Here is a 23,829-nt window from a genome sequence, read left to right on the forward strand (position 1 = left end):
CTTACAGGGTGCGAGTCAACTGATTCGCCAGTAATTGGGCGAATCTGGCCGGATCTTCGAGGGCACCGCCCTCGGCCAATAGCGCCGTTCCGTACAACAATTCCGCGGTCTCGGCGACCGTCGGATCGTCGGCGCGCTCCTGGTGAGCCTTGCGCAATCCGGTGATCAGCGGATGGTCCGGATTGAGCTCCAGGATCCGCTTCCCGATCGGGATGTTCTGCCCGGATGCCTGATAGATGCGCGCGAGCGCGGGACTTATCCCGAAAGCGTCGGTGATCAGGCACGCCGGCGATTCGGTCAGGCGGGTGGACAGCCTGACCTCCTTGACGTGCTCGGTCAAAGTCTCTTTCAACCAGGTCAGCAGGTCGGCGAATTCCTTCTCCCGCTCCTCACGTTCGGCGTCGCTCGACTCCTCGTCGGAATCCAGGTCCACCTCGCCCTTGGCCACCGACTGCAGCGGTTTGCCGTCGAATTCGGTCACGGTGCCCACCCAGACCTCGTCGACGGGGTCGGTGAGGATTAGGACTTCGTAGCCCTTGGCCTTGAATGCTTCCAGATGCGGCGACTTCAGGATTTGCTGCCGCGTCTCGCCGGTGGCGTAGAAGATCTGCTCTTGCCCGTCCTTCATGCGCTCGACGTACTCGGCCAGCGTGGTGGCGTCCTCCTCGCTGTGCGTCGACGCGAAGGAGGCGATTTGCAGCAAGGTGTCCTGGTTGTCGGCGTCGGACAGCAGGCCCTCTTTGAGAACCCGGCCGAACTGGGTCCAGAAGGTCCGATAGTCCTCTGGCCGCTCGGACTGCAAGTCCTTGATCGTGGACAGGACCTTCTTGGTCAGCCGGCGACGGATCGCGTTGATCTGCCGATCCTGTTGCAGGATTTCGCGAGAAACGTTGAGCGACAAGTCTTGTGCGTCGACCACGCCCTTGATGAACCGCAGGTATTCCGGCATCAGCTGGTCGCAGTCGCCCATGATGAACACCCGCTTGACATACAGCTGGACGCCGATTTGGGCGTCCCGGTTGAAAAGGTCGAACGGCGCGTGCGAGGGAATGAAGAGCAAGGCCTGGTACTCGAAAGTGCCCTCGGCCTTCATCACGATGACCTCGAGCGGGTCGTCCCAGGCGTGCGCTATGTGCTTGTAGAACTCCTTGTATTCCTCGTCGGACACCTCGTCCTTCGGCCTGGCCCACAGTGCCTTCATCGAGTTCAAGGTCTCGGTCTCGATGGTGACGACCTCGTCGCCGCCCTCTTCCCCTTCTTCTTGAGAGGGGGGAGTACGTCGCTCGACCTCCATTCGGATGGGCCACGCGATGAAGTCGGAGTACTGCTTGACGAGACTCCGCAGCTTCCACTCCGAGGTGTAGTCGTGCAGCTCGTCTTCGGTGTCTTCCGGTTTGAGGTGCAGGGTGACGGCCGTGCCCTGGGGGGCGTCTGCCACGGATTCGATCGTGTAGGTGCCCTCGCCGGTCGACTCCCACCTGGTGGCGTCGCTCTCGCCCGCCTTACGCGTCAGCAACTCGACCTTGTCGGCCACCATGAACGACGAATAGAAGCCGATACCGAACTGACCGATCAGCTCTTCCGATGCGGCCTCGTTCTTGGCTTCTCGCAGCTGCTGGCGCAGCTCGGCGGTGCCCGATTTGGCCAGCGTGCCGATCAGGCCGATGACCTCGTCGCGCGTCATGCCGATGCCGTTGTCACGGATGGTCAGGGTGCGCGCGGCCTTGTCCACGTCGATCTCGATGTGCAGGTCGGACGTGTCGACGTCGAGGTCTTTGTTCCGGTACGCCTCCAGCCGAAGCTTGTCCAGCGCGTCCGAGGCGTTCGAGATCAACTCGCGCAGAAACGAGTCCTTGTTGGAGTAGACCGAGTGGACCATCAGATCGAGTAGCTGGCGCGCCTCGGCCTGGAATTCCAATTGCTCAACACCGGCATTCATGGGATTCAAATTTACCGAGGTGGGAATCGTTACCGTGCAGGGGTCCGGCCTGCCTACCCTGAAGAGGCCAGCCCAACCGGTGAAGGGAATCCAGGTGTCTGTTGCACAACGCGAACGTGCCGCCCTCGTCGAGACGATGCGCAGCGTCGGACCGGATGCACCCACTCTGTGCGAAGGCTGGACGACGCGAGATCTGGCCGCCCACCTGGTGATTCGCGAATACCGTCCGGACGCCGCACCCGGCATCCTGATCCCGTTCTTCGCCGGCCACACCGAGAAGGTGCAAAATGACGTGGCCGGGCGGACCGAGTGGGACACGCTGCTGGACAAGGTCGCGTCCGGTCCGCCGGCCTACTCGCCGCTGAAGTTGCTCGACCCGGTGGCCAACGTTGGAGAGATGTTCATCCACCACGAGGACGTGCGCCGCGCGCAGCCGAACTGGGCACCGCGTGTCCTGGAGCCCGCCCTGGTCAAACGCCTGCGCCGCACGCTGCCGTTGATGGCCCGGATGACGCTGGCGAAAGTTCCGGCCCGGGTCGCGTTGCGCACCCCGGAGGGCAAGACGGTGCTGATAGCCGGCAGTGGCCCGGCCGTCACGGTGACCGGTGCGCCCGAGGAGCTGCTGCTGTTCTCGGTCGGGCGCGAGGCCCGCGTCGAATTCGACGGCGATGCGTCCGTTGCGCAGACCGTCCGCGATGCGCCTAAGGGTTTGTAGGCTCGCGCCGTGTTCCAGCGTGCCGCCCCAAGGCCTCGGCCCACGATTACGGACGGCCGAAGGCCTCGCGCAAGTCCTTCTTGATGACTTTGCCGAATTGGTTGCGCGGCAAGGTGTCAACGATGACGAGGCGTTCGGGATGCTTGTAGCGGCCTAGCCCTAGCGAACGGCAGTGCTGCACCAGGGATTCCAACGACACACCATCGGCGGACGTGGGCACCACGACGGCGCACACCCGCTCCCCCGCGCTGTAATCGGGGACTCCGATGACGGCGACATCGGCGACGGCGGGATGGGTGGCTAGCACGTTTTCAATCTCGAGGGCCGAGATGTTCTCCGCATTGCGGATGATCGCGTCCTTGATTCGGCCGGTAACACGGACATTGCCGTCAGCGTCGATCAACCCGAGATCGCCGGTGCGCAACCAGCCGTCGCGGTCGAATGCGTCGGCGTCCAGTGCGGCGTCTGCGTAACCGAGGAAGCATTGCGGCCCCTTGAGTCGCAGCTCCCCTTCCTGTCCCGCGGGCAGTTCGTTCTCGCCGTTGTCGACGACGCGCACGCTAACCCCCGGTACCGGTGCGCCGACGGTGTAATCGAGGACCTCGGGCGCGGCGCCGAGCGGTGGTGAGGTCGCCACCGGAAACTCGGTCATTCCCCAGGCGTTGGCGATTCCGGCCACGCCGAAGGTCTCGCGGACCTGTCGCCCCAGTTCGGCGGTGATCGGTGCACCCCCAGCGATGCAACCCCGCAATGCACCGAAGAGTGGCTTATCGCCATGGGCCCGCTGCGCTTCCAGGAAAGCCACGAAAAACGGCGTGGCGGTGCCCAGGAACGTCGGGCTGTGTGCCGCGATAGCAAGCGGTGTCGCGGCCGGATCGAATACCTCGAAGAGCGCCAGCCGCATACCGGTCATCAGCGCGGCGGCCATCATCGCGGCCCCGCCGATGTGGGCGATCGGGAAGGCGATCGGATCCACGTCGCCGGCGGTGATACCCATCGCGCTCACCATTCCGCGCGAACCGGCGATCACGGTGCTGTCAGTATGACGAATTCCCTTGGGCGCCGCCGTAGTTCCCGATGAGTAGTAGATCCACTGGTTGTCGCCACCGGGCGCCGTCGTGAGCGCATGGGCGTCGGCACAGGGCAACCGCAGCTCACCGGCCCGCGGAGGCGTTGCCAGGTCTACCGCGACGACCTCGAAGCCCTGAGCCGAGGCCAGTGAACGCGCCAGCGCGCCGTGATCGTATCCCCGCCAAACTTCAGGTACCACAAGGAATTCCGTCGACAGCTGCCCAGTGATGAAGCCGACTTCACGCTCGCGCAGGATCGGGATGATCGGGTTCTGCACCGCGCCGAGTCGGGCCAGCCCGGCCATGACGACCACGGTCTCGAGTGTGGTCGGCAGCTGCCAGGACACCACGGTTCCCGCGCCAATTCCCCGTTCGGCGAACGCCGCCGCCGTCACACAAGCGGCGTCGTGCAGCTGACGAGCGGTCAGGCTGCGGCCATAGTCGTCGGCGAATAGTGCCCGATCCGGCTGACGCAGTGCGGCTTCGGCAATCAACGTCCAGTAGGTGACGTCCGTTCCGGTCGTCATCAGACCGACGGCAAGTCCGAAGGTGGTCGAAATCCGGAGTGCGCTATGGACACCGACACCGCGCTGCCGATCGGACCGAGGTGGTCCAGGACAACGGCTGAACCGTTGGCCACGCCGTCGTCGCTGTAGTGGGTCAGCGCGGCCAGCCCGATATGAGGTCCTTCGGGCAGTCGGCTCAGCGTCAGCGTGTAGTCCACGTTGATGAACTCCAGCGCCTTGGTGCCCCAGTTGGCGATCGCGGCGGTGACGTCGGCACACAGCGCGGCGCGAGCGAACGGTGTGAGCGGCTCGTCGTCGATCAACGGACGCGTTTCATGTAGCCAGGTGTACTTCGGTCCGGTCATGTCCCACTCGGGATCGGGATTCTGCAGGTCTCCGCCCCAGCCATAGGTCCGTAGGAACAGCGTCGGCTGGTCGCCGTCAAGCTCGACGGGCAGCCGCGGCATCTGCGGGGTTTGTGACCACACCTTGCCGTCGGGCTGCGAACCCCGCCGCAGGAACAGCGCGCTCGCTCGCGCGACGGGTTCACCACGCTGGATGAGAAGCGCCTCAACCAGGCGCAATCGCCGGCGTTCGTGCTGGACCTTGGTGTGCACCTCGAACGGCTCCAGCGCAGCGGGGGCGGGCAAGTCGACCGTCAGGCGCGCAGGCTGCAAGTCCGCGTCGTCGACCGTACCGTCGAGGACCGCGGCCAGGATGCCACCGACCACATGGCCGCTCATTGTCGGGCCCCACCCACCGCGTGCTACCGCCGTTGGCACGTAACGACTTTCGTCGCGCATGAAGTACGGCCCGGGCGTCATCGCATCGACGTCATCCGCCAGAATGTTCGGTTCGGTCACCACGCGAATCTCCGCGCGAACAGGGCTTTCATCCAGATTCCTCCTCTGAGGTGAGCAACAGTAGATGTTACAGTTCGTTTTCCCGGGCATCGGATGCGCGGTCGCTGTTCGCATCAAAAACCAACGCGCACAGCAGTATTGACAATCACGCAAAACCGCTTGGTCCGCTGGTCAACCTGACTGGCGCCTAAGGCCGAGGGTCAGCCAAAGGCTTCGCAGGGCCCAGTCACAGCCGACGCATAGCTAACCTATCTAGCGTCGAGTGGGTTGGGGGTCAGCATTCGAATATCCACCAAATAATTTGAGTGGGGGGAATAAGTATGAAAATCAAGCAACTGATTGCGGCGGGCACGCTGGCCGGCGCCTTCAGCGCGGCAGCGCTCGGCGTGGGCGCCGGTTTGGCAAATGCCGCTCCTGGTTCACCACCTTCGGCCCCGGGGGGCCATGGCGCTCCCGGACCCGGGGGCGGCCACGCTCCGAACGGGCCAAACGATCCCGGTGGTCCCGGCGGCCCCGGTGGTCCTGGCCCGGGTGGACCCGGCGGCCCGGGTGGTCCGGGCGGCCCCGGTGGTCCTGGTCCGGGCGGACCCGGCGGCCCGGGCGAGCACGGCCCGGGCGGACCCGGCGGTCCTAACGGTCCTGGTGGACCCGGCGGCCCGGGTGGGCCTGGTGGTCCTAACGGACCTGGTGGACCCGGCGGTCCGGGCGGACCTGGACACCCAGGCGGCCCTGGCTTCAACGGACCGGGCGGGCCTGGTGGCCCCGGCGGTCCGTGGCACGGCGATCCCCATCGGGGCTACTTCAACAACGCGCCGTGGGGCGACGGACCGGCCCCTTGGGGACCGGGTGAGCCGCCTCGGCCGGTCTGGGATCGTCCGCTTCCGCCCCCAGGGGGTCCGTGGAACTACGGCCCGATCAACTACTGGGGCTACCCGGAAACTCCCGTATGGGATCCCGGATTCAACGCATGGGGCTTCTGGTTCTTCGGAGTCTGGATCCCGCTGTAAATAGCTGACCAACGACCCACCACGACGCCCGTTTCGCCATTCGGCGAGGCGGGCGTCGTGGTATGGCCGACCGGGTGTGCAAGCGTCCCGCAGTGACAAGCCGACGTTTGCCGGGCTTGCGCAGCGCGGATGATCGGAACGACTTACACTTCTCGCGTGAAAACTGCGGACGATCGCCAACGTCGGCGCGCGCGTGAAATCACGGTGACCATACGAAGTTTCGTTGCCATCCTCATCATTGCGATGCTGGCGACAAGCTGGGCGCCGGCGCGGGCCGCCGGCAATCGCACTATCACGTTGACGCTGGTGCGACATGCCCAGTCGGCGGCCAACGCATCGGGATTGATCGACACGACGGTCCCGGGCCCTGAACTTTCGCCCCGCGGGTTCTGCCAGGCGAGCGTGGCGGCTGCGCAGCTGGCGCCCAACCATTACGACGGTGTCTATGCCTCGACGATGATCCGCACCCAGGAGACGGCCACACCGACGTCGCAATTGCTGGGCGAACAGATCACCGTGCTGCCCGGGCTGCGCGAGATCGAGGCCGGCAAGTTCGAGGGCACACCAGAGGCCGACATCCCGCAGACCTACTTCGCCGCTCCGGCGCGCTGGCTGCAGGGTGACCGCAGCGCGCGGATCCCCGGCTCGGTGGATGGCAACGAGTTCAACGCGCGGTTCACCGAAGCCGTTCAACGCATCTACGACAGCGGCGAGCAGAATCCGGTCGCGTTCTCGCACAGCGCGGCGATCATGTTCTGGGTGCTGATGAACGCACGCAATGCCGATCCGTCGTTGCTGAAAACCAAGTCACTGACCAATGTCGGTCACGTCATCCTTACCGGGAATCCGTCCGACGGCTGGACGATGACCGAGTGGGATGCCGATCCCCCGCCGTGCTGATCTCCTGACCGGCGTCAGGACTTGATACCGACGGTAATCACGTCCGAAACGAACCGGAGCCAGATTGGTCGCGGGATCCGGTGCTGATCGACGACGGTGAACCCGGCGCCCTCGAAGATCGACCGCACCTCGGCAGGTGACGCGTTGTGCTGCGGTTTCCATTTATTCGTCGACACATGAAGCAACGTTTGTCGCGTACTCAGCGCGGACACGGCCGCTAATCCGCCCGGCGCCAAAGCGCGATGGAATTCCCGGAGCGCTGCCGGCTGATCAAAGAAGTGAAACGCCGAGGTGGTGACGACGGCGTCGAGTGAGCCGTCGTCAAACGGCAGCTGCTCGGCCGGGGCGCGCAGCCATTGCACCCGATCGGATCGGGCGCGGGCCTGGGCAAGCATGCCGTCCGACATGTCTACCCCATAGATCGCGTCGGGCTGCAGTTCACGCTCGATGCGATCACTCAGAATTCCTGTCCCACAAGCGATGTCGGCGATCCTGCGCGATTGGTGGTCACGCAGTCGCGCGATCACCTCGTCATGGGGCGGGCGATACACCCACTGCTGCAAAGTTGGATGGTCGTAGGCGGGAGCCAGAAAACTCCACACCCCGGTGATGGCGCTGTTGAACCCCCGACGTCGCGGTGCGGTCATACAACATGTCTAGTGGTGGCCCGGCAACCCGGGTCCACCGGGGCCCCCGGGTCCGCCCGGTCCGCCGGGCCCACCAGGTCCGCCCGGGCCACCCGGTCCGCCTGGTCCGCCTGGTCCATTTGCGGCAGGAAGCACGAACACGCACTGGTTCAATTCGACGCTCCAGGCCCACCCCGGCGCGCAATACGGGTCGGCCCGGCTGATCGCGGGCGCGGCGATCCAGGCCATCGGCAGCCCTGCCAATACGACCGCGAATACACCTATCGCGCAAGGGCGTAGCAATCGTGGGCCGCTGATTGTCTTGGTCATGTCGGTTTCTCCTCCCCGCCAACATCTGGCCAGCAACCGGAAATATCATTGTGCGTCAAGCCGAAGACTTTGCGGTCCGGATTCGACGGCTGCGTCGTGGCCGGCATTGGCCCGAAGGCGATGGCGGAAGATCGCCGCTACGCTGCGGCGCATGGATGCGTCCACGATCGAACTCGGAGCCGTGTTCCGGTTCCCGCACGATGAGCGGCCTAACCGAGTCCTGCTACACGACGGCGAGGTCGTGATGTACGACGTCTGGTGGCCGCACCAGAATGGCTGGGGCCTGGCAAACCTCGCCACCGTCCAACGCAAGCGCATCGCCTACTACCTCACCACGGTCACCACACTGGTGGAGAAGGCGACGCAGCTACGGTCCGATCCCCTCACCGACGACGAGCGGGCAATTCACCGGCCCGACCTGCCGTTCGCCGCACTGCAGGACGCGGCGATCACGTGGTCATCAGATCCCGTCGGGCGGCCGGGCGTGCGTGGCGCAGAGCTGAACGTCGCCCGCGTGTATCTGTCACTCTTCGGACCGGCCGGAGGCACCAAACCAGGAAGGCGAGTCGACGCCGATGACGGCTCCGCCTTTTCAGCCGGGGAACTCTTCCGTAAGGCCCAGGCCGCTCAGGCCCCATACCTCGGAGACGAGTTGCCAGTCACCGGCGTAGGAATCTACCGATCGGGCTTGCAACGGGGTGTTCCCGAATTCTATCTGTGGGGATCCGTCAGCCGATTGCACGAAACGCTTGCAGCGCACGGGAATCACTAAGTTCGGACACAGGTGAGCGGTTTAGCGTGACGGTGTGACTGATCGTCAAGAACGCGCAATGTCTTTCGGATCGATCGCCGAAGACTATGACGGACTGCGGCCGCGGCCGCCACAGGATGCAGTCGACTGGCTGGTGCCGCCCGGGTGCCAGGTGGCCGTCGACGTCGGGGCGGGCACCGGGTTATTCAGCCGCACCCTGGTGGACAAGGCAGCAGAAGTCATCGCGGTGGAGCCGGATGCGCGAATGCGCAAGGTGTTGACCGAGCGGTCCCCGGGCGTCCGTGCGCTCGAGGGGCGCGGCGAGTCGATCCCGCTTCCGGACGCCGCCGCCGACGCGGTATTCGTGTCGTCGGCGTGGCACTGGATGGATCACGAACGAGCCCTGCCCGAGATCGCTCGGGTGCTGCGCGACGGCGGTCGCTTCGGCCTGATCTGGACCAGCCGCGACCGTGAGGTGGACTGGGTGCGCGACCTCGGCCGGCTGCCCGGCCAGGACCTCGAAGAGGTCCAGTCGGTCGACCGCTTCCGGCAGCGCCTGCACTTCGACCTTCCCGAACCGCAGACCTTCCACAACATCGAGCGCGAGATCTTCCGGTTCGTGCGGACGATGACCCTCGAGAACGCCGTCGCGATGCTGGCCACATACAGCCGGGCGATCATTGCCTCCCCGCAGGACCGCGCCCAAACGCTCGACGCAGCACGCACGGCGATGCAGGCACACTTTCCCGGTGTTGACGCGATCGATATCCCGATGCGCGCATGGTGCTGGCGCGGCGACCGTGTTTCACGCGGGGCCGAGCATTGACGTTGCGCCGCGATTCTCATGCGTCACAAGAAGACCGGGGCGTGGCCGCTCACCAACGCGACATCGCCTGCGCGGTCAGCACCTGCTCCAATTTGCTGGCGGAGCACGTTAGGCTGAGCCGGCACGACCGCCACCGATGGCCCCCTGAGGTCGGATCAGGTGCACTACAACTGAAGATCCGGGATCCGCAATGAAATTTGTGCTCGCAAGTTATGGAACTCGGGGGGATATCGAGCCGTCAGTCGCTGTCGGCCGCGAACTGCTGCGCCGAGGGCACGACGTGCAGATGGCCGTCTCGCCGGATCTCGTCGACTTCGCCGAAGCCGCCGGCCTCACCGCGGTCGGCTATGGCCTCGACACGCGGGAGTGGCTGGATACCTACCGCGACTTCTGGGCGTCTGCGTTCCATAACGCGTGGAGGATCCCCGCTCTGATCGGGATGTGGCGCGAACTTCGCGACTCCGTCATCCGCAGCTGGGTGCAGATGAGCGAAACACTGGCTCCGCTGGCCGACGGGGCCGACGTGATGTTCACCGGCGAGAGCTTCATGGAAACCGCGGCCAACGTCGCGGAGTACTACGACATACCGCTGGCTACCCTGCATTACGTCCCGATCCGGGCGAACGGCCAGCTTGTCCCGATGGTGCCCGCGCCATTGGTGCGCTCGGCCATGGGTGTGTCCAACTGGCTGACGTGGCGGATGACTAAACATCTCGAGAATGCGCAGCGCCGTGAATTGGGCCTGCCCAGGGCAACTCGTCCCGCCTCACGACGCATCACCGACCGTGGATCGTTGGAAATCCAGGCCTACGACGACGCTTGCTTTCCCGGCCTGGAAGCCGAATGGGCGAAATGGAAAGGACAGCGCCCGTTCGTCGGCGCGCTGACACTGGAATTGATGACGGATGCCGACGAGGAAGTCGCGTCGTGGATCGCCGCGGCAGCGCCACCGATCTGCTTCGGCTTTGGCAGCATGCGCGTCGAATCCCCTGCCGAAACGGTCGAAATGATCAGCGCGGCATGCGCGGAACTCGGTGAGCGGGCGTTGGTGTGCTCGGGGTGGAGCGACTTCGGCGGGGTGCCGCATTTCGACAACGTCAAGGTGGTCGGCGAAGTCAACTATGCGGCAATTTTTCCCTCTTGCCGGGCGGTCGTGCACCACGGCGGCACCGGCACCACGGCCGCGGGCCTGCGCGCCGGGGTTCCCACGTTGGTCCTGTCGATGGACCTCGTTCAGACGATCTGGGGAGCTCAAGTCACCCGGCTGAAGGTCGGTGCCGCCCGGCGATTTGCGAACACGACCCGCGCATCGTTGGTGGCCGACCTACGCAAGATCCTCAGCCCGGAGTGCGTGGCCCGAGCCCGCGAATTCGCGACTCGGATGAGCAAACCCGATGCGAGCGTTGCCGAAGCGGCCGATCTGCTCGAGGGACTTGCTGGCCCCGAGCGGCCTGCCTGGGGCCTTGGTCAGCCCAGTTCTGCGCTCAGGTAGCTGATGGTGCGCCGAAACTCGGCGAGCAGTTCGTGATCCGGCAGCTCGAATCCGTTTTCGGCGTAAAGGTCTTCGGTGAGGTGCTTGGTGACGGTCCAGCCGGTTCCCGCCAGGTGCTCGCCGGCTTGCCGCCGCTGCCCGGCCCACACCAGATCGGCGACGTCGAAATCGAGTCCGTGCTTTTTCCAGCCGCTGCGTAGCGCCCGCGCGCGCTCGTCGGTGAACACGCGCATGTCGGTGATGTTTTCGGTGGCCAGCATGCTGCGCGGCGCGCTGAGTGCGGTGATGTTGTCCAGCAGCCGGTCCTGGGCATCCGGTGGCAGATACGGCAGCAGGCCTTCGGCGATCCACGCCGTCGGCGCCGCGGTGTCAAAGAAGTTGTCGCGCAAGGCGGTAGGCCAATCATCGCGCAAGTCGACGCCGACTGCCCGTCGTTCCGCGGTGGGTTCGGCTCCGATCTGAGCCAGCGTGGTGCCCTTGAACAGGATCACCTCGGGCTGGTCCACCTCGAAGACCACCGTGCCCGCCGGCCACGGCAACCGGTAGGCCCGGGCGTCGAGCCCGGCCGCCAAGATGACCGCCTGACGGATCCCACTGTCGGCTGCTGCAAGAAGGAAGTTGTCGAAAAACCTTGTGCGTACCGCCATCTGCTCGCAGCGCTGCCGCGCGGTCAAGGGTATTTCGTTGTCGTCCAGCGGAATATCGCCGTCGAGCATGCGGGTGAAGAATGGGTGTCCCACCGCCCGGACCAACGGCTCAGCGAATCGATCGTCGAGCAGTGGATCCGGTTCGCGTGACGCCAGCGCGCGAGATGCGGCCACCATCGTTGCCGTCGCTCCCACACTGGAGGCGAGATCCCAGCTGTCCCCTTCGGTGCGCGCTACGCCATCCGATGACACCGTTACCCCCATCCTGAAAGCGGCCGCGAGAGCAGAAAAGCGATAGCAGTCACCATAACTTGCACCGGGTCGGCACCATCCGTTGGTAGCGGACTGACAAGAAACGACGAAGATCGCCACACACGTCGCACGCGACACTAAAGTGCTCAGCGTGAGCAGGAACGTGTTAGCCATCGGCCGAAGCCGCTGGATGGCGATCGCGGCCTCGCTCGTCGTGTCCGCCGGCATGATTTACGCCCAGGGACTGAAGTCCACGGTTAGCCCCGAGGCCCCGACCGCGCCCCCGACGGTTACCGCGGCACCGCCTCCGAAAGACCCGGCGACCGGACTGGGCCCGCACGTCGCGACGCCGGCGGAAGCGGAGTCGTTGGCGGCGCTGGCGGCGACCGCGCCCACCGGGGCGCAGGGCTTCCAGTTCCCGTTACCGCCCGGCATCGCCTCCGAGGACCGGTTGCAGGTCAAGACCATCTGGGCGGCTCGCGTCATCAGCGTGCTGTTCCCGCAGATCAAGACCATCTACGGGTACCGGCAAGATCCACTGCCGTGGCATCCCAACGGGTTGGCGATTGACGTGATGATCCCGGACCACGGCAGCCCGGACGGCATCGAACTCGGCAACCAGATCGCCGGGTATGCGCTGGCGAATGCCAAGCGCTGGGGCATCAACCACGTGATCTGGCGACAGAAGATCTACCCGGGCCCCAACTCGGGCGCGTGGACGGCCGACCTCGGAAACGAAACGGCCAACCACTACGACCACGTCCATATCGCCACCGGTGGCGGCGGATATCCCAAGGGCAACGAGGTCTACTACATCGCGTCCATGACGCCGGCACCGCCCGAGTAAGAAGTATTAGCTGGCCCTGAAGTCAAGGGCAGCCGTGACTCGTCGGCGCGGCACCTTTACTCGACCTTGACCGGGTATTGAATTGCTCCTCCGACGATGGTTGACGTGAGTACGCTTTCAACCGTGGAACTGGGGGTTTTGGGACCTCTCCAGGTCCGGCAGGACGGGAAGACCGTCGCGATCCCGGGCGCCAAGCCGCGTGCCATCCTCACGATGCTGGGGCTGCACGACGGTTCAGTTGTGCCCGCCGACGCATTGATCAAGTTGCTGTGGGGTGACGATCCGCCGCGCACCGCCGGCAAGGCCCTGCAAACCCACATCTCCGCGCTGCGCCGCGCGCTTGGCGACGGCCTCGTGGTCACCGAGGGAACGGGCTGGCGGCTCGACGGCGCCGAAGTGGATGCGTCGCGCTATAAGTCGGCGGCGAAAACGGGACGCGATGCGGCTGCCGTGGGCGACACCAGCCAAGCGGTGGCGTCCTTGGAGGAGGCGCTCGTCCTGTGGCGCGGAATCCCCGAACTCCCCGAAGGCCCGCGGGGACTCTCCGAAAAGACGCGCTGGATCGAAAGCCATGCCGCACTCGTCGAGGATCGGGCAGACGCGCTGCTGGCCACCGGACGCGCCGCCGAAGTCATCGGCGACCTCGAGGCCGCCGTCGCCGAGGCGCCGCTGCGTGAAAGACGATGGGCGCAGCTGATGCTCGCCCTGTACCGGGCAGGCCGGCAAGGTGAAGCCCTCGGGGCATATCAACGGGTGCGGTCGCTGCTCGCCGACGAACTGGGTGTCGATCCCGGCCCGGAGCTCAGACGGCTCGAATCCGCGATCGTTGCTCAGGATTCGTCACTGGATGTTGCTGTCACACAGCATCTTCCGTCGGTGACACGCGCTGTGACCTTCCTGCTCACCGATATAGAGGGATCGACCGCGGCCTGGGAGGCCGACGCCGATGGAATGGCGTTCGCCCTCGCCCGTCACGACGAGCTGGTCGAACAGGTCGTCACCTCACGTGGCGGTCGGCTGATCAAGACACGTGGCGAGGGCGATGCGACGTTCTCGGTCTTCGAGCGGCCGTCTGCGGCTGCCGCCGCGGCAATTGAGTTGCAAGACGCAATCGCTCACGAACCGTGGGCATCTGTCGAGCCCATCCGCGTCCGGATGGCGCTACACACCGGTGAGGTCGAGCTTCGCGGCGGTGACTACTTCGGCCGGGCGGTCAACCGGGTTGCGCGCCTGCGCTCGCTGGCCGAGGGCGGCCAGATCCTGTGCTCCGGCGCGACCGCCGAACTCGTCATCGACTCGCTGGCCGACGACGTCATGCTCAACGACCTCGGGACGCGTCAGCTGAAAAACCTCGCACGCCCCGAGCATGTTTTCGAGCTGCGACTCGAAACCGCCGCGGCCCCGCCCCAACCGCACGCACCCGAACCGCCGATGGAGCGCCCCGGCCTTCCCGCGGTCCTCGTCGGACCCGGGCCGTTCGTCGGACGCAGCCGCGAGCTCGAACGGCTGCTGTCGGTGTGGCAGACCGCGCTCGCAGGCGGGGTGCCGACGGTGCTGATCGCCGGCGAACCGGGCGTCGGCAAGACACGACTGGCCGGCGAATGGTCGCAGCGGGCCTATGCGCAAGGAGCGGTCGTGTTGTACGGCCGGTGCGACGAGGACCTCGGCGCGCCCTACCAGCCGTTCGCCGAGGCGCTGCGTTCGCTGGTGCCGTGCATGGGCGCTGACCGACTGCGGGGACTGCGCGGCGTCGAAGCGCTGCTAACGCTGGCGCCCGGGCTGACCGACGTCCTGCCCGATCTGGTCTCCCGGGCTCATCCGGATCCCGACACCGAGCGCTACGCGCTTTTCGATGCCGTCGTGGCGCTGCTGGAAATCGCATCCCGCAGCGCGCCGGTCCTGCTGATCCTGGACGACCTGCACTGGGCGGCCAAACCGACGCTGCTGCTGTTGCGCCATCTGCTGCGCTTCGGCGACCACGCCCGCGTGCAGATCGTCGGCACCTACCGCAGCACCGACCTCGACCGCTCCCATCCCCTGGCCGCGATGCTCGCCGATCTGCACCGCGGTGCCCCTTCTGGCACCGCAAACCGCTTGAGCCTCAGCGGACTCGACGAGGAAGATGTCACCGCTTACGTCGCCGAGGCCGGCTACGACGACGAGGAACTTGCTCACGCCTTGGCGACGGTCACCGGCGGCAACCCCTTCTTCCTGATCGAGGCGTTGCGCCACGTCGACGAAAGTGGCGGCGTGTGGGATCAGAGCACCCTGCCGCAGGGCGTGCGAGAAGCGGTGAGCCGCAGACTTTCTCGGCTGCCAGCCGAGACCAACAAAGCTCTGGCAGCCGCTGCGGTCGTCGGCAGCCGGTTCGCCCTGGAACTGGTCGAACAGGTCATCGGAGACGACTTGATCGACGCGTTCGACGAGGCGTGCCAAGCCGGCATCGTCATCGAAGAACCCGGCGGCAACTACCGGTTCAACCACGCAATCGTCCGCCAGTCACTGTTGGCCGAGTTGGCCTCGGTGCGGCGCATGCGACTGCACCAGCGCATCGCCGCGACGCTGGAGACGCGGCCGGGCGCCGACGACGAACTGTTGGCCGAACTGGCTCACCACTACTTCGAGTGTGCCTGGGCGGGAAACGCGGCGAAGGCCGTCTTCTACTGCCGGCGTGCCGCGGACCAGGCGATGGCGCGACTTGCCTACGAGGGCGCGGCCGACCTGTATCACCAGGCCTTGCATGCGCTGGAAGAAATCGACGACGAGTTGCCCGACCGCGACGCTCAAGCGGCCGACCTGTTGGTTGCGCGCTGCGAGGCCCTGCTCGCCGCCGGCGATGTGACGTCGGCGGCTGGCGCGGTCGCTCAATTGCAGCAAACGACCGTCGATTCGGCCCGGTTCGCGGCGTGGGCCGCATGCTTCGACGGCCAACTCTCGTTGTTGATTCACCCCGAGCGTTTGGACGAGGCCGAATCCGCGTTGAGCGCGGCCGCCGCCAAGCTTGCCCAACTGGACGATGCCGCCGGAGAAGCCAAGGCGCACACCGTCCGCGCGGGGTGCCTCGCCCGCCTGGGACGCATCGCCGACTGTGAAATCGCACTCGACGATGCGCTGACCGCGGCGCGGCGGGCGCGCGAACACCGCAGTGTGAACGCGGTTTTGGCGGGCGCACCACTCGCGGCGTTGTGGGGACCCAACCCCGTTCCGCGGGCGGGCGGACGGTGTCTCGACGTGGTCCGGCTGCTTCGCATCACGACCGACTCCCCCGCCGTCGAGGCCACCTCGACGCGGTGTCAGGCCGTGTTGGAGGCGTTCCGGGGGCGCGCCGCCGCCGCCCGGCGGATGATCGACTCGGCCAGGCGCACCGTCACCGAGCTCGGCTTGCGTCACGCACGGCTCGAAGTCGAGCAATTCGCCGGGATCGTCGAACTCATCGTCAATGACCCTGCTGCCGCGGAGCCGCATCTGCGCAAGGCGTACAACGGCTTTCGTCGCATGGGTCTCGACGCCGACACTGCCGAGACCGCGGCGCTTCTGGGCCGGGCATGCCTTGCGCTGGATCGGGTTGCAGAAGCGGACGAATTATGCACCGAGAGTGAATGTCTCGCCGGCCATGCGCTGAAGGCGTCGATGGGGTGGCGCACACTTCGGGCGCACCTGCTGGCTCGCGGCGCTGACCACGAAGCAGCTCGGCGCGTCGCCGAGGCCGCGGTGGCCTTGGCCGAGCGGACCGACGCCCTGGTCGATCATGGTGACGCGTGCCTCACGCTCGCAACAGTCTTGGCCGCCGCCGGCAATACCGCCGGAGCACGGGCCGCCGCCGAACAAGCGGTCGCCCTCTACGAGCGCAAAGGTGCGGCGGCACTCGTCGAAAAGACACTGGGTTTGCTCGGCGAGCGGATCGCTGCGACCGCCGCTCCCCTGCCGGTAGCACCCAGCGTCGAGCTGGACACCGAGTGCATACGAGTGGGCGAACGTGCGATGGCCGCCATCCATCGCGAGGACTGGGATGAATTCGAGCGGCTGTTCGCGCCGGATGCCTTGGTCGAAAGTCGTCGGAAGGTCGTCGGCCTAACAACGCAGTCGGCTGCGATGCGCCGTGAGATGCGGTGGGAGCTCGAGACTGGTGCAATCCGGATCGACCATGTGATGGTAGCGGCACGGGGCGAGCGGCTGGCTTTGTCTCGAATGGTGACGAGTACTGGCGACGCAAGCCCTGGAGCGCCGCAGGACGAACTTCTTCAGCTGTACGCCATTGACGACAACGGTCAAGTCGCGCTGCAGATTTGGTTCGACGTCGAAGACATCGACGCCGCGCTTGCCGAACTCGATGCCATGCAGGCGCAATTCGAGCGAGAAGAGCACGGTCAGACACACCGGCTCGACAACGCGTGTGTGCGAGCGGTCGGCCGGCTGGATGACGCTGCTTCCCGCGGGGCCTGGAGCGAAGTCGAGGAAGTGCTCGCCCCTAGCGTCTCCGTTGAGAGCCGTCGCAAGATAGTCGGCTTATCGCAGATCGGGCTCTCACCTAGCGAGTGGGCAAGCGAGGCAAGGCGTTTCCCGGATATTGGCATAGTGCGGTGCTCTCGTGCAGCGCTCGCCGTGCGCGGTGAACGCCTGGCTCTCGTCCGAACGACTCTGGGCGTGGCAGACGAGAGTCCCGGGGCGCCACAGGACGAGCTCCTCCATCTGTTGGGTCTTGACCCAGACGGCCGCATTTCGCTGCAGGTGTCGTTCGATGTCGAAGATCTCGATTCCGCGCTCGCCGAACTCGATGCGGCGCATGCCCGGTTCGAGCGGGAGGTGCAGCCGCAGGCACCGAGACCCGAAAATGCGGCCGCACGCGTATTTCGGGATGTCTGGTCGCACATGGCGACTCGCGACTGGGATGCGGTGGCCCAAACCGTGGCCGATAACTACATCGGCATCGATCACCGGCGAATCGTGAGCGCCGAGACTCAACACAGCCGCGATGTCGTGATCAGAGACCTGCAGGCTGCCGCCGAGGTTGGCTTCACAATCTCGATGGTGAACGCCCTTGCTGTTCGCGGGGAGCGTCTCGTCTTGGCACAAACCCGCGCCTGCGGCAACGACCCGGAAACGGCACAAAACGATGCCCTCAACGTCGTCGGGATAGACGCCGATGACCGAATCGCAACCGTCGTAACGTACGACCTCGAAGACTTCGACCCCGCCATTGCCGAACTCGAATCCCGTTACCTCGCCGGTGAAGCGGCAGTGCACGCAGAGACGTGGTCGGCTATTCTGTCCGCCTACGCCGCGGTCAATCGGCACGAACTCCCATCGACGACGCCAGACTGGGTGAACATTGACCACCGGCAAGGAAGATCTTTCGCGCCTGGCGAGCTGTTTCGATACACCCATGCGACCTGGGATATCACGGCGAAGTCGGAGATCTATATCGAAGCCGTGCATCGGTTGAGTGATCGTGGAGCAGTCGTAACCAACGCGATGAATGGCAGCTCGCGAGAGGGTTTCGACGCAGAGTGGCGGGAAGTCTTCCTACTAACGACAGAGGGCGAATCTATCAACCGCTGCGAGCTTTTCGACGAGGCGGACCTGGATGCTGCCATCACGCGGTTTGAACAGCTCAGCGACCACCCGCAGCGGGTCGAGAACGCGGCAACGCGCGTGTACGAGCACTTCTGGTCGTTCTTCGCCGCCCGTGACTGGAACGCCGCCGCTGGGATTGTTTCCGAAAGCCTTACCGGCGCCGACCATCGACGGGTCGTGAATGCCGGGGACCGAGGCAGTCGAGAAACCGTGATCGAGGATCTGCACGTAGCTGCCGATCTCGGATTCGCGATCTGGATGGTGGATGTCGTGGCGGTCCGGGGGCAACGCCTCGCCCTTACCCGCGTACGCGCATGTGGCCGCGACCCTGAGACGGTTCAAAACGATGCCTTCAACATCGTCGAGATCGACGCAGACCAGCGAATTGTGTCGATCGTCGTCTTCGATCTGGACGACACCGAGGCGGCGTTCGACGATCTCGACGCGCGCTACCTCGTCGGCGAAGCCGCATCGTGTGCAGCGACTTGGTCGGCCATCACACGCAGTTACACGTCAATCAACCGGGGTGGACCTCCGGTGACGACGCCGAATTGGTTCAACATCGACCACCGGCAGGGATCGTCGTTTCCGCCCGGCGAGCTGCCCGCATTACTCGCGTTGTGGAAACCGTCAACCGGACTCAGGAACTTTTCGTATATCGAGGTTGCGCATCGGCTCAGCAATCTCGGAGCGGTGATCGGCTCTGTGTCGCAAGAGATTTCAGACGAGGGCGTAGATGCCGAGTGGCGTACCGTCGACGTCTTCACAGTCGACGGTAGCCTGATCGATCGCTTAGAGGTCTTCGACGAGGCAGACATCGACGCCGCCCTTGCCCGGTTCGACGAACTGCACCCGACCGTTAGACGACTCGAAAACGCGGCGAGCAAGGTGGCCGACCAATTCCTTGCGCATTTTGCCGCTCGCGACTGGTCCGGTCTCAGCGAGGCACTCGCCGACAACTTCTGCAGTGACGACCGCCGTCGAGTGGTAGGCGCGGGAGTCCGGCACGGTCGAGACGCCCAGATGGCGGACATCCGGTCAATTGCCGACGTCGGGACCACGCGCATAACGTCGAAACCCATTGCGCTGCGCGGGCAACGCCTTGTCCTCACCCGCGGCCAGCTCACGTTCCGCGATCAAGGAGCCGACGCGTACTTCACAGAGTCGTTCTCCATCGTCGAGGTCGACGCCGAGGACCGGATCGTCGCACTGGTCTCGTTCGATCTCGGAGACATCGACGCCGCTTACGAAGAACTCGAACGTCGGTACCTGGCCGGCGAGGCCGCACCATATGCGCGCGTGTGGCAGATGGGAATCGACACTCTGGGCGAGGCTAATCGTCACCAGCCGGGGCCGATGATGGGACAAATCGCGTACACGGATCATCGACGAGTTCCTTTCGCGCCCGGGGATTTCGCGCACGCTGTCGAAGAGCTATGGTCTCTCGTGCCCGACGCTCGCTACCGTACGACGGTGGCCCACGCGCTCGATACCCATGGGATCGTGTCCGGTCTCGTCATCGAGGGCAGCGACAAACATGGGAACGAATTGCAGTGGGCACGAACCCTTTTGTTCGTTGCCGACGGACCACGGATGGAAGTGTACGAAGAAGACGACGTCGACGCCGCGCTCGCGCGATTTGAGGAATTGCGTCCACCAGCGCGACGGCTGGAAAACGCGGCAACCCGAATGGACAAGCGCTTCGTGGAAAATTTGGGGCAACGCAACTGGCCGGCAGTAGCCAATACGTTGGCCGCCGATAGTTCGGTCGAGGATCGTCGGCACGTGGTGAATGCGGGGATTTGGCACGGTCGCGACGAAGTGGTCGAGAAAATGAAAGCCCTGGCAGTAGACGGCGGGGCGAATACGACGTTGACCGTTATCGCGATCCGCGGCGAGCGCCTCGCGCTCACCCGCTTCTGCTCTTCCAATCGCGAACTGCGGCACGGCGAATTCGGTGTCGAGCTGCTCAGCATCACGGAGATCGACTCGGACGAAAGGATATCGGCACGCGTCGCCTTCGACCCTGATGACATCGATTCAGCCTTCGCCGAACTCGATGCTCGCTACCATGCCGGAGAGGCGGCCCCCCAGTCGCGTACGTGGTCTGCCATCACACGGGTGTTCGAGGTGCTCAACCGAGGCGAATTGCCGACGACGACACAGACCTTCGAGGATGTCGACCACCGACGCGGGGTAATGCTAGCGCCCGGCGATCTGATGGAGTTCCTCCATGCCGCGATGGTTGATACAAAGCAAAGCATCGTCTACGTTGAGGCAATTCACCGGCTGACCGGTCGCGGGGCCGTCGTCACCCACGTTGCTCAGTCGACGACACCAGATGGCTTCTACGCCGAGTGGCGGATGGCCGATGTCTTTATGGTCGAAGGCGATCTGATCAACCGCTACGAATTCTTCGAAGAGACAGACCTCGACGCGGCACTCGCGAGGTTCGAGGAGCTGCAGGCACCGACGCGGCAACTCGAAAACGAGGCGACCCGGGTAGCCAAGCGCTTTCCGGTGTACATGACGACACGTGACTGGGAGGGCATGGCGGACATCCTGGCCGCCGACGTCTCCATCGAGGATCGCCGTCCCGGCGCGAATGCCGGAATTCGACGCGGCCGGAGAAACTCGATCGACGATATGCGGGCGGCAGTCGAGGTCGGGTTCAGGCACATAACGTCGAAAGTTGTTGCGACCCGGGGCAACGACCTCGCGCTGATGCTCGTCCACGCATCGGGTTCAGAACCCCAGGACCCCGACGCATTTCAGCTCGACATCTATCACGTCGTCGAGATCGATTCCGAACGCCGGACTAAAGCAGTCGCGGTCTTCGACGTCGACGCTGTCGAAGCGGCCTTCGACGAACTCGACTCTCGTTACCTCGCCGGGGAAGCCGCGGCGCACCCGCACACCTGGTCGGCCATAACGGACGCGTATGGCGCGCTCAATCGGGGCGACATCCCGCCAACTACAGCGGATTTCGCGGACATCGATCACCGCAGTGGGGCAACGATGGCACCCGGCGACCTGATCGACTACCTTCATGTCGCCTTCGACGAGACGGAGAACAACTCCCTCCGTATTGTCGCCGTTTACCGGTTGACTGACCACGGCGCGGTCGTCACCCATGTGGCGAACGGGACGACTCCAGAGGGCTTGGACGTCGAGTGGCGCGTGACCAACGTCATCATCATCGACGGCAACTTGCTGAACCGCGTCGAGATGTTCGACGAGTCCGACCTCGACGCCGCCCTCGCCCGATTTGACGAGCTCGCCCGACCAGCGCCACCGCTGGAGAACGACGCAACAAAGGCCTTGGCGCAATTCGCCGCTGCGTTCAACCGGCACGACATGGCCGGAATGCTCGCGCTCGCCAGCGTGGAGGGCCGAGTCGACGACCGCCGAGAGGGTCTGCGAGCTGTCCTCGAGGTTCGTGCATGGCCGACGGCCGCCGAGTCGATGTTCGAGACCGTACCCAGTAGCTGGCGGATGGAGCATGAGGCCATCGCGGTCAGAGGGTCTCGCCTCTCGTTGAGCCGCGAGCGTTACCGCGACATTGATCAAGCCGATCGACCGGTCGTCGTCGAACTTCTGCGCCTCGTGGACTTAGCCGGCGACGACCTACTGCACGACACCGTGGTCTTCGATTCCGACGACATGGCCGCCGCCTTCGCCGAACTTGACGCCCGGTACCTCGCTGGTGAAGGCGCAGTGCACGCCCATACGTGGTCGATTGTTGTGGAGGGATATGCCGCGCTTAATCGAGGGGAAATGCCGTTGAGTACAAACGATTTCGTCGACGTTGACCATCGGCATCTCACAACGATTGGCCCCGGCGACCTGATGCCGTACCTGCGCGCCGCGCTGGCGGACTCGGTGGGCAACCGCCTCGACATTCTGGCCGTTCATCGGCTGACCGAGCTCGGCGCGGTCGTCACCCATGTGGCTAAGGGAACGTCACGAGAGGGCTTCTACGCCGAGTGGCGCATGACAAGCCTCTATACGGTCGCTGGCGACCTGATCAACCACTGTGAGATGTTCGACGAGTCCGATCTCGACGCCGCCCTCGCCCGATTCGACGAGCTCGCCCGCTAAGCAACCGGGCCGAGCCCGATTGACGATCGCCCCTGCCCATCAGCTTTCGCTGTTGATTTCATCAAGACCCCTACCGCGCTGCCCGGAACTTTGCCTCGGCTGCTCGTCAGGTTGACGTCGCCATCTCACGCGCAGCCGGTTGGAGGGGTGGCCGCCACGCAAGGAATGACAGCAAACCACGTCGATCGCCTGATTTTCTTCTCGAGCCTCCCATTTGGTCCTCGCAGCCTCGTAACCTGTGGGCTCGCCCAATCCTGGTTCAAAGGGCCCGAGCAACGCGAACAGCGGACGCTGCCACGGCCCCGCACCCCTTGTGTTCAACCGAATTGCGGTCTCTGTTCACTTCCCGACCGGTGCCGATGCGCGCCGTGAATCGTATTGCCGCCATGCCTGATTCGGCGATAGGGTAAGGGTCATGATCAACAACAGCATCGAGACAATGTTCATCGGCCACGGCGGTGGCGCCGGCGGCGGACGCGGTGGTGGCGCTGGTGGTGGCCGCGGTGGCGGTGCCGGCGGCGGACGCGGTGGTGGTGCCGGTGGTGGCCGCGGCGGCGGTGCCGGCGGCGGCCGCTAAATCTCATACTTTTTCCTCTGCGCCCCTTCAACTCTCACGGAGTATTCGTGGGGCGTAGGAGTTGCACTACGTTCGTTCCGCCCAGGCGATTGAGCCGACGCGGAGACCACCGTCGCACGCATACTGCGATAAACCGTGATACGGCCGCCGGGTCCATGACCCGGCGGCCGTTTGCGTGATCGCAAGTCTTGTGCGCCGATGACGACGCAGCGAAACCTGGACCCGCGATTCGCAGGCAAACCGAGCGGCTGCAAGACTGCTGGCATGCAAGCAATCAGCGGTACTGTGCGTTCGGCTACGCCGCAGGATGCAGCCGCCTGCGTTGCGATCTACCGGCCGTACGTCGAGAACACGCTGATCAGTTGGGAACTCGAGGCACCGAGCCCGGACGAGATGGCGGCGCGTATCGCCGGCGCCCAACGGGCGCACGAATGGCTCGTCCTCGAACATGACGATCAGGTCATCGGCTTCGCCTACGGCCATGCGCTGATCAGCCTGCCTTCCTTCAAATGGTCGGCCGAGACGGGCATCTACATCAGCGGCGACCGTCACCGCGCGGGTTGGGGACGCAGACTTTATGCCGAGGTGCTGCACCGGCTCGCCGATCGCGGATACCGGCGCATCTTCGCCGGTATCACCCAACCCAACGAGATCAGCAACGCATTTCACCGATCCTTCGGGTTCGAGGATATCGGCGCCTGGCCGCGTGTCTATTTCAAGAACGACCGCTGGCACGACGTCGCGTGGATGCAACTCGATCTAGGCCCCGGCGAGCCGCTGGGACCGCCCCCGACGCTCGGATAATT

The 23,829-nt window shown here is 65.1% G+C and carries 15 protein-coding genes; 10 read left to right on the forward strand and 5 right to left on the reverse strand.

What is annotated here, in order from left to right:
- Position 1 precedes the first annotated feature (1 nt).
- Entirely contained in the window at positions 2 to 1,939 is a 1,938-nt protein-coding gene (gene htpG / locus AC5Y5O_RS04640) for a molecular chaperone HtpG (RefSeq protein WP_096288948.1), read from the reverse strand.
- A gap of 94 nt (positions 1,940 to 2,033) precedes the next feature.
- Here htpG and AC5Y5O_RS04645 point away from each other — a divergent pair, with 94 nt between their 5' ends.
- On the forward strand, positions 2,034 to 2,654 hold the full coding sequence (locus tag AC5Y5O_RS04645; protein ID WP_096291241.1) for a TIGR03085 family metal-binding protein: 621 nt from the start codon (positions 2,034 to 2,036) through the stop codon (positions 2,652 to 2,654).
- A 46-nt stretch (positions 2,655 to 2,700) separates the two neighbouring features.
- Here AC5Y5O_RS04645 and AC5Y5O_RS04650 read toward each other — a convergent pair whose 3' ends face one another.
- Together AC5Y5O_RS04650 and AC5Y5O_RS04655 are read right to left on the reverse strand one after the other, a co-directional pair.
- Complete coding sequence (locus AC5Y5O_RS04650; protein ID WP_096288950.1) at positions 2,701 to 4,251, reverse strand: AMP-binding protein; 1,551 nt, start codon at positions 4,249 to 4,251, stop codon at positions 2,701 to 2,703.
- Positions 4,251 to 5,033, reverse strand: coding sequence for an acyl-CoA thioesterase domain-containing protein (locus tag AC5Y5O_RS04655; protein WP_096291242.1), 783 nt, complete (start codon positions 5,031 to 5,033; stop codon positions 4,251 to 4,253). The genes AC5Y5O_RS04650 and AC5Y5O_RS04655 overlap by 1 nt, the downstream gene beginning before the upstream one ends.
- A gap of 380 nt (positions 5,034 to 5,413) precedes the next feature.
- On the opposite strand from AC5Y5O_RS04655, the gene AC5Y5O_RS04660 reads away from it, so the two are divergent.
- Complete coding sequence (locus tag AC5Y5O_RS04660) at positions 5,414 to 6,100, forward strand: chitin-binding protein (protein WP_096288951.1); 687 nt, start codon at positions 5,414 to 5,416, stop codon at positions 6,098 to 6,100.
- 243 nt (positions 6,101 to 6,343) lie between these two features.
- Entirely contained in the window at positions 6,344 to 7,000 is a 657-nt protein-coding gene (locus AC5Y5O_RS04665; protein ID WP_096291243.1) for a histidine phosphatase family protein, read from the forward strand.
- Between the two features lie 14 nt (positions 7,001 to 7,014).
- Here AC5Y5O_RS04665 and AC5Y5O_RS04670 read toward each other — a convergent pair whose 3' ends face one another.
- Complete coding sequence (locus AC5Y5O_RS04670; protein ID WP_096288953.1) at positions 7,015 to 7,647, reverse strand: class I SAM-dependent methyltransferase; 633 nt, start codon at positions 7,645 to 7,647, stop codon at positions 7,015 to 7,017.
- A 460-nt stretch (positions 7,648 to 8,107) separates the two neighbouring features.
- On the opposite strand from AC5Y5O_RS04670, the gene AC5Y5O_RS04675 reads away from it, so the two are divergent.
- The 3 genes from AC5Y5O_RS04675 to AC5Y5O_RS04685 all read left to right on the forward strand — a co-directional run bounded on the left by AC5Y5O_RS04675 (position 8,108) and on the right by AC5Y5O_RS04685 (position 11,025).
- Entirely contained in the window at positions 8,108 to 8,728 is a 621-nt protein-coding gene (locus tag AC5Y5O_RS04675; RefSeq protein ID WP_096288955.1) for a hypothetical protein, read from the forward strand.
- 34 nt (positions 8,729 to 8,762) lie between these two features.
- Positions 8,763 to 9,533, forward strand: a complete 771-nt coding sequence (locus tag AC5Y5O_RS04680; RefSeq protein ID WP_096288957.1) for a class I SAM-dependent methyltransferase — start codon at positions 8,763 to 8,765, stop codon at positions 9,531 to 9,533.
- A 190-nt stretch (positions 9,534 to 9,723) separates the two neighbouring features.
- The gene (locus AC5Y5O_RS04685; protein ID WP_096288959.1) at positions 9,724 to 11,025 is read left to right on the forward strand and encodes a glycosyltransferase; all 1,302 of its coding nucleotides are present in this window, start codon (positions 9,724 to 9,726) and stop codon (positions 11,023 to 11,025) included.
- Here AC5Y5O_RS04685 and AC5Y5O_RS04690 read toward each other — a convergent pair.
- The gene (locus AC5Y5O_RS04690) at positions 11,001 to 11,924 is read right to left on the reverse strand and encodes a class I SAM-dependent methyltransferase (RefSeq protein ID WP_096291244.1); all 924 of its coding nucleotides are present in this window, start codon (positions 11,922 to 11,924) and stop codon (positions 11,001 to 11,003) included. The genes AC5Y5O_RS04685 and AC5Y5O_RS04690 overlap by 25 nt on opposite strands.
- A 190-nt stretch (positions 11,925 to 12,114) precedes the next feature.
- Here AC5Y5O_RS04690 and AC5Y5O_RS04695 point away from each other — a divergent pair, with 190 nt between their 5' ends.
- The 4 genes from AC5Y5O_RS04695 (at position 12,115) to AC5Y5O_RS04710 (ending at position 23,827) form a co-directional block, all read left to right on the forward strand.
- Positions 12,115 to 12,771 (forward strand): VldE C-terminal domain-containing protein, encoded by a 657-nt coding sequence (locus AC5Y5O_RS04695; protein ID WP_096288961.1) that lies wholly within the window; start codon positions 12,115 to 12,117, stop codon positions 12,769 to 12,771.
- A 123-nt stretch (positions 12,772 to 12,894) separates the two neighbouring features.
- The gene (locus AC5Y5O_RS04700) at positions 12,895 to 22,446 is read left to right on the forward strand and encodes a BTAD domain-containing putative transcriptional regulator (RefSeq protein ID WP_500024127.1); all 9,552 of its coding nucleotides are present in this window, start codon (positions 12,895 to 12,897) and stop codon (positions 22,444 to 22,446) included.
- 415 nt (positions 22,447 to 22,861) lie between these two features.
- A complete protein-coding gene (locus tag AC5Y5O_RS04705) occupies positions 22,862 to 23,023 on the forward strand; it encodes a hypothetical protein (RefSeq protein ID WP_165796427.1) in 162 nt (53 codons plus the stop codon).
- A gap of 264 nt (positions 23,024 to 23,287) precedes the next feature.
- A complete protein-coding gene (locus AC5Y5O_RS04710; protein ID WP_500023970.1) occupies positions 23,288 to 23,827 on the forward strand; it encodes a GNAT family N-acetyltransferase in 540 nt (179 codons plus the stop codon).
- The last annotated feature ends 2 nt before the right edge of the window (positions 23,828 to 23,829 follow it).

The organism is Mycobacterium sp. NGS40 (assembly GCF_059812735.1).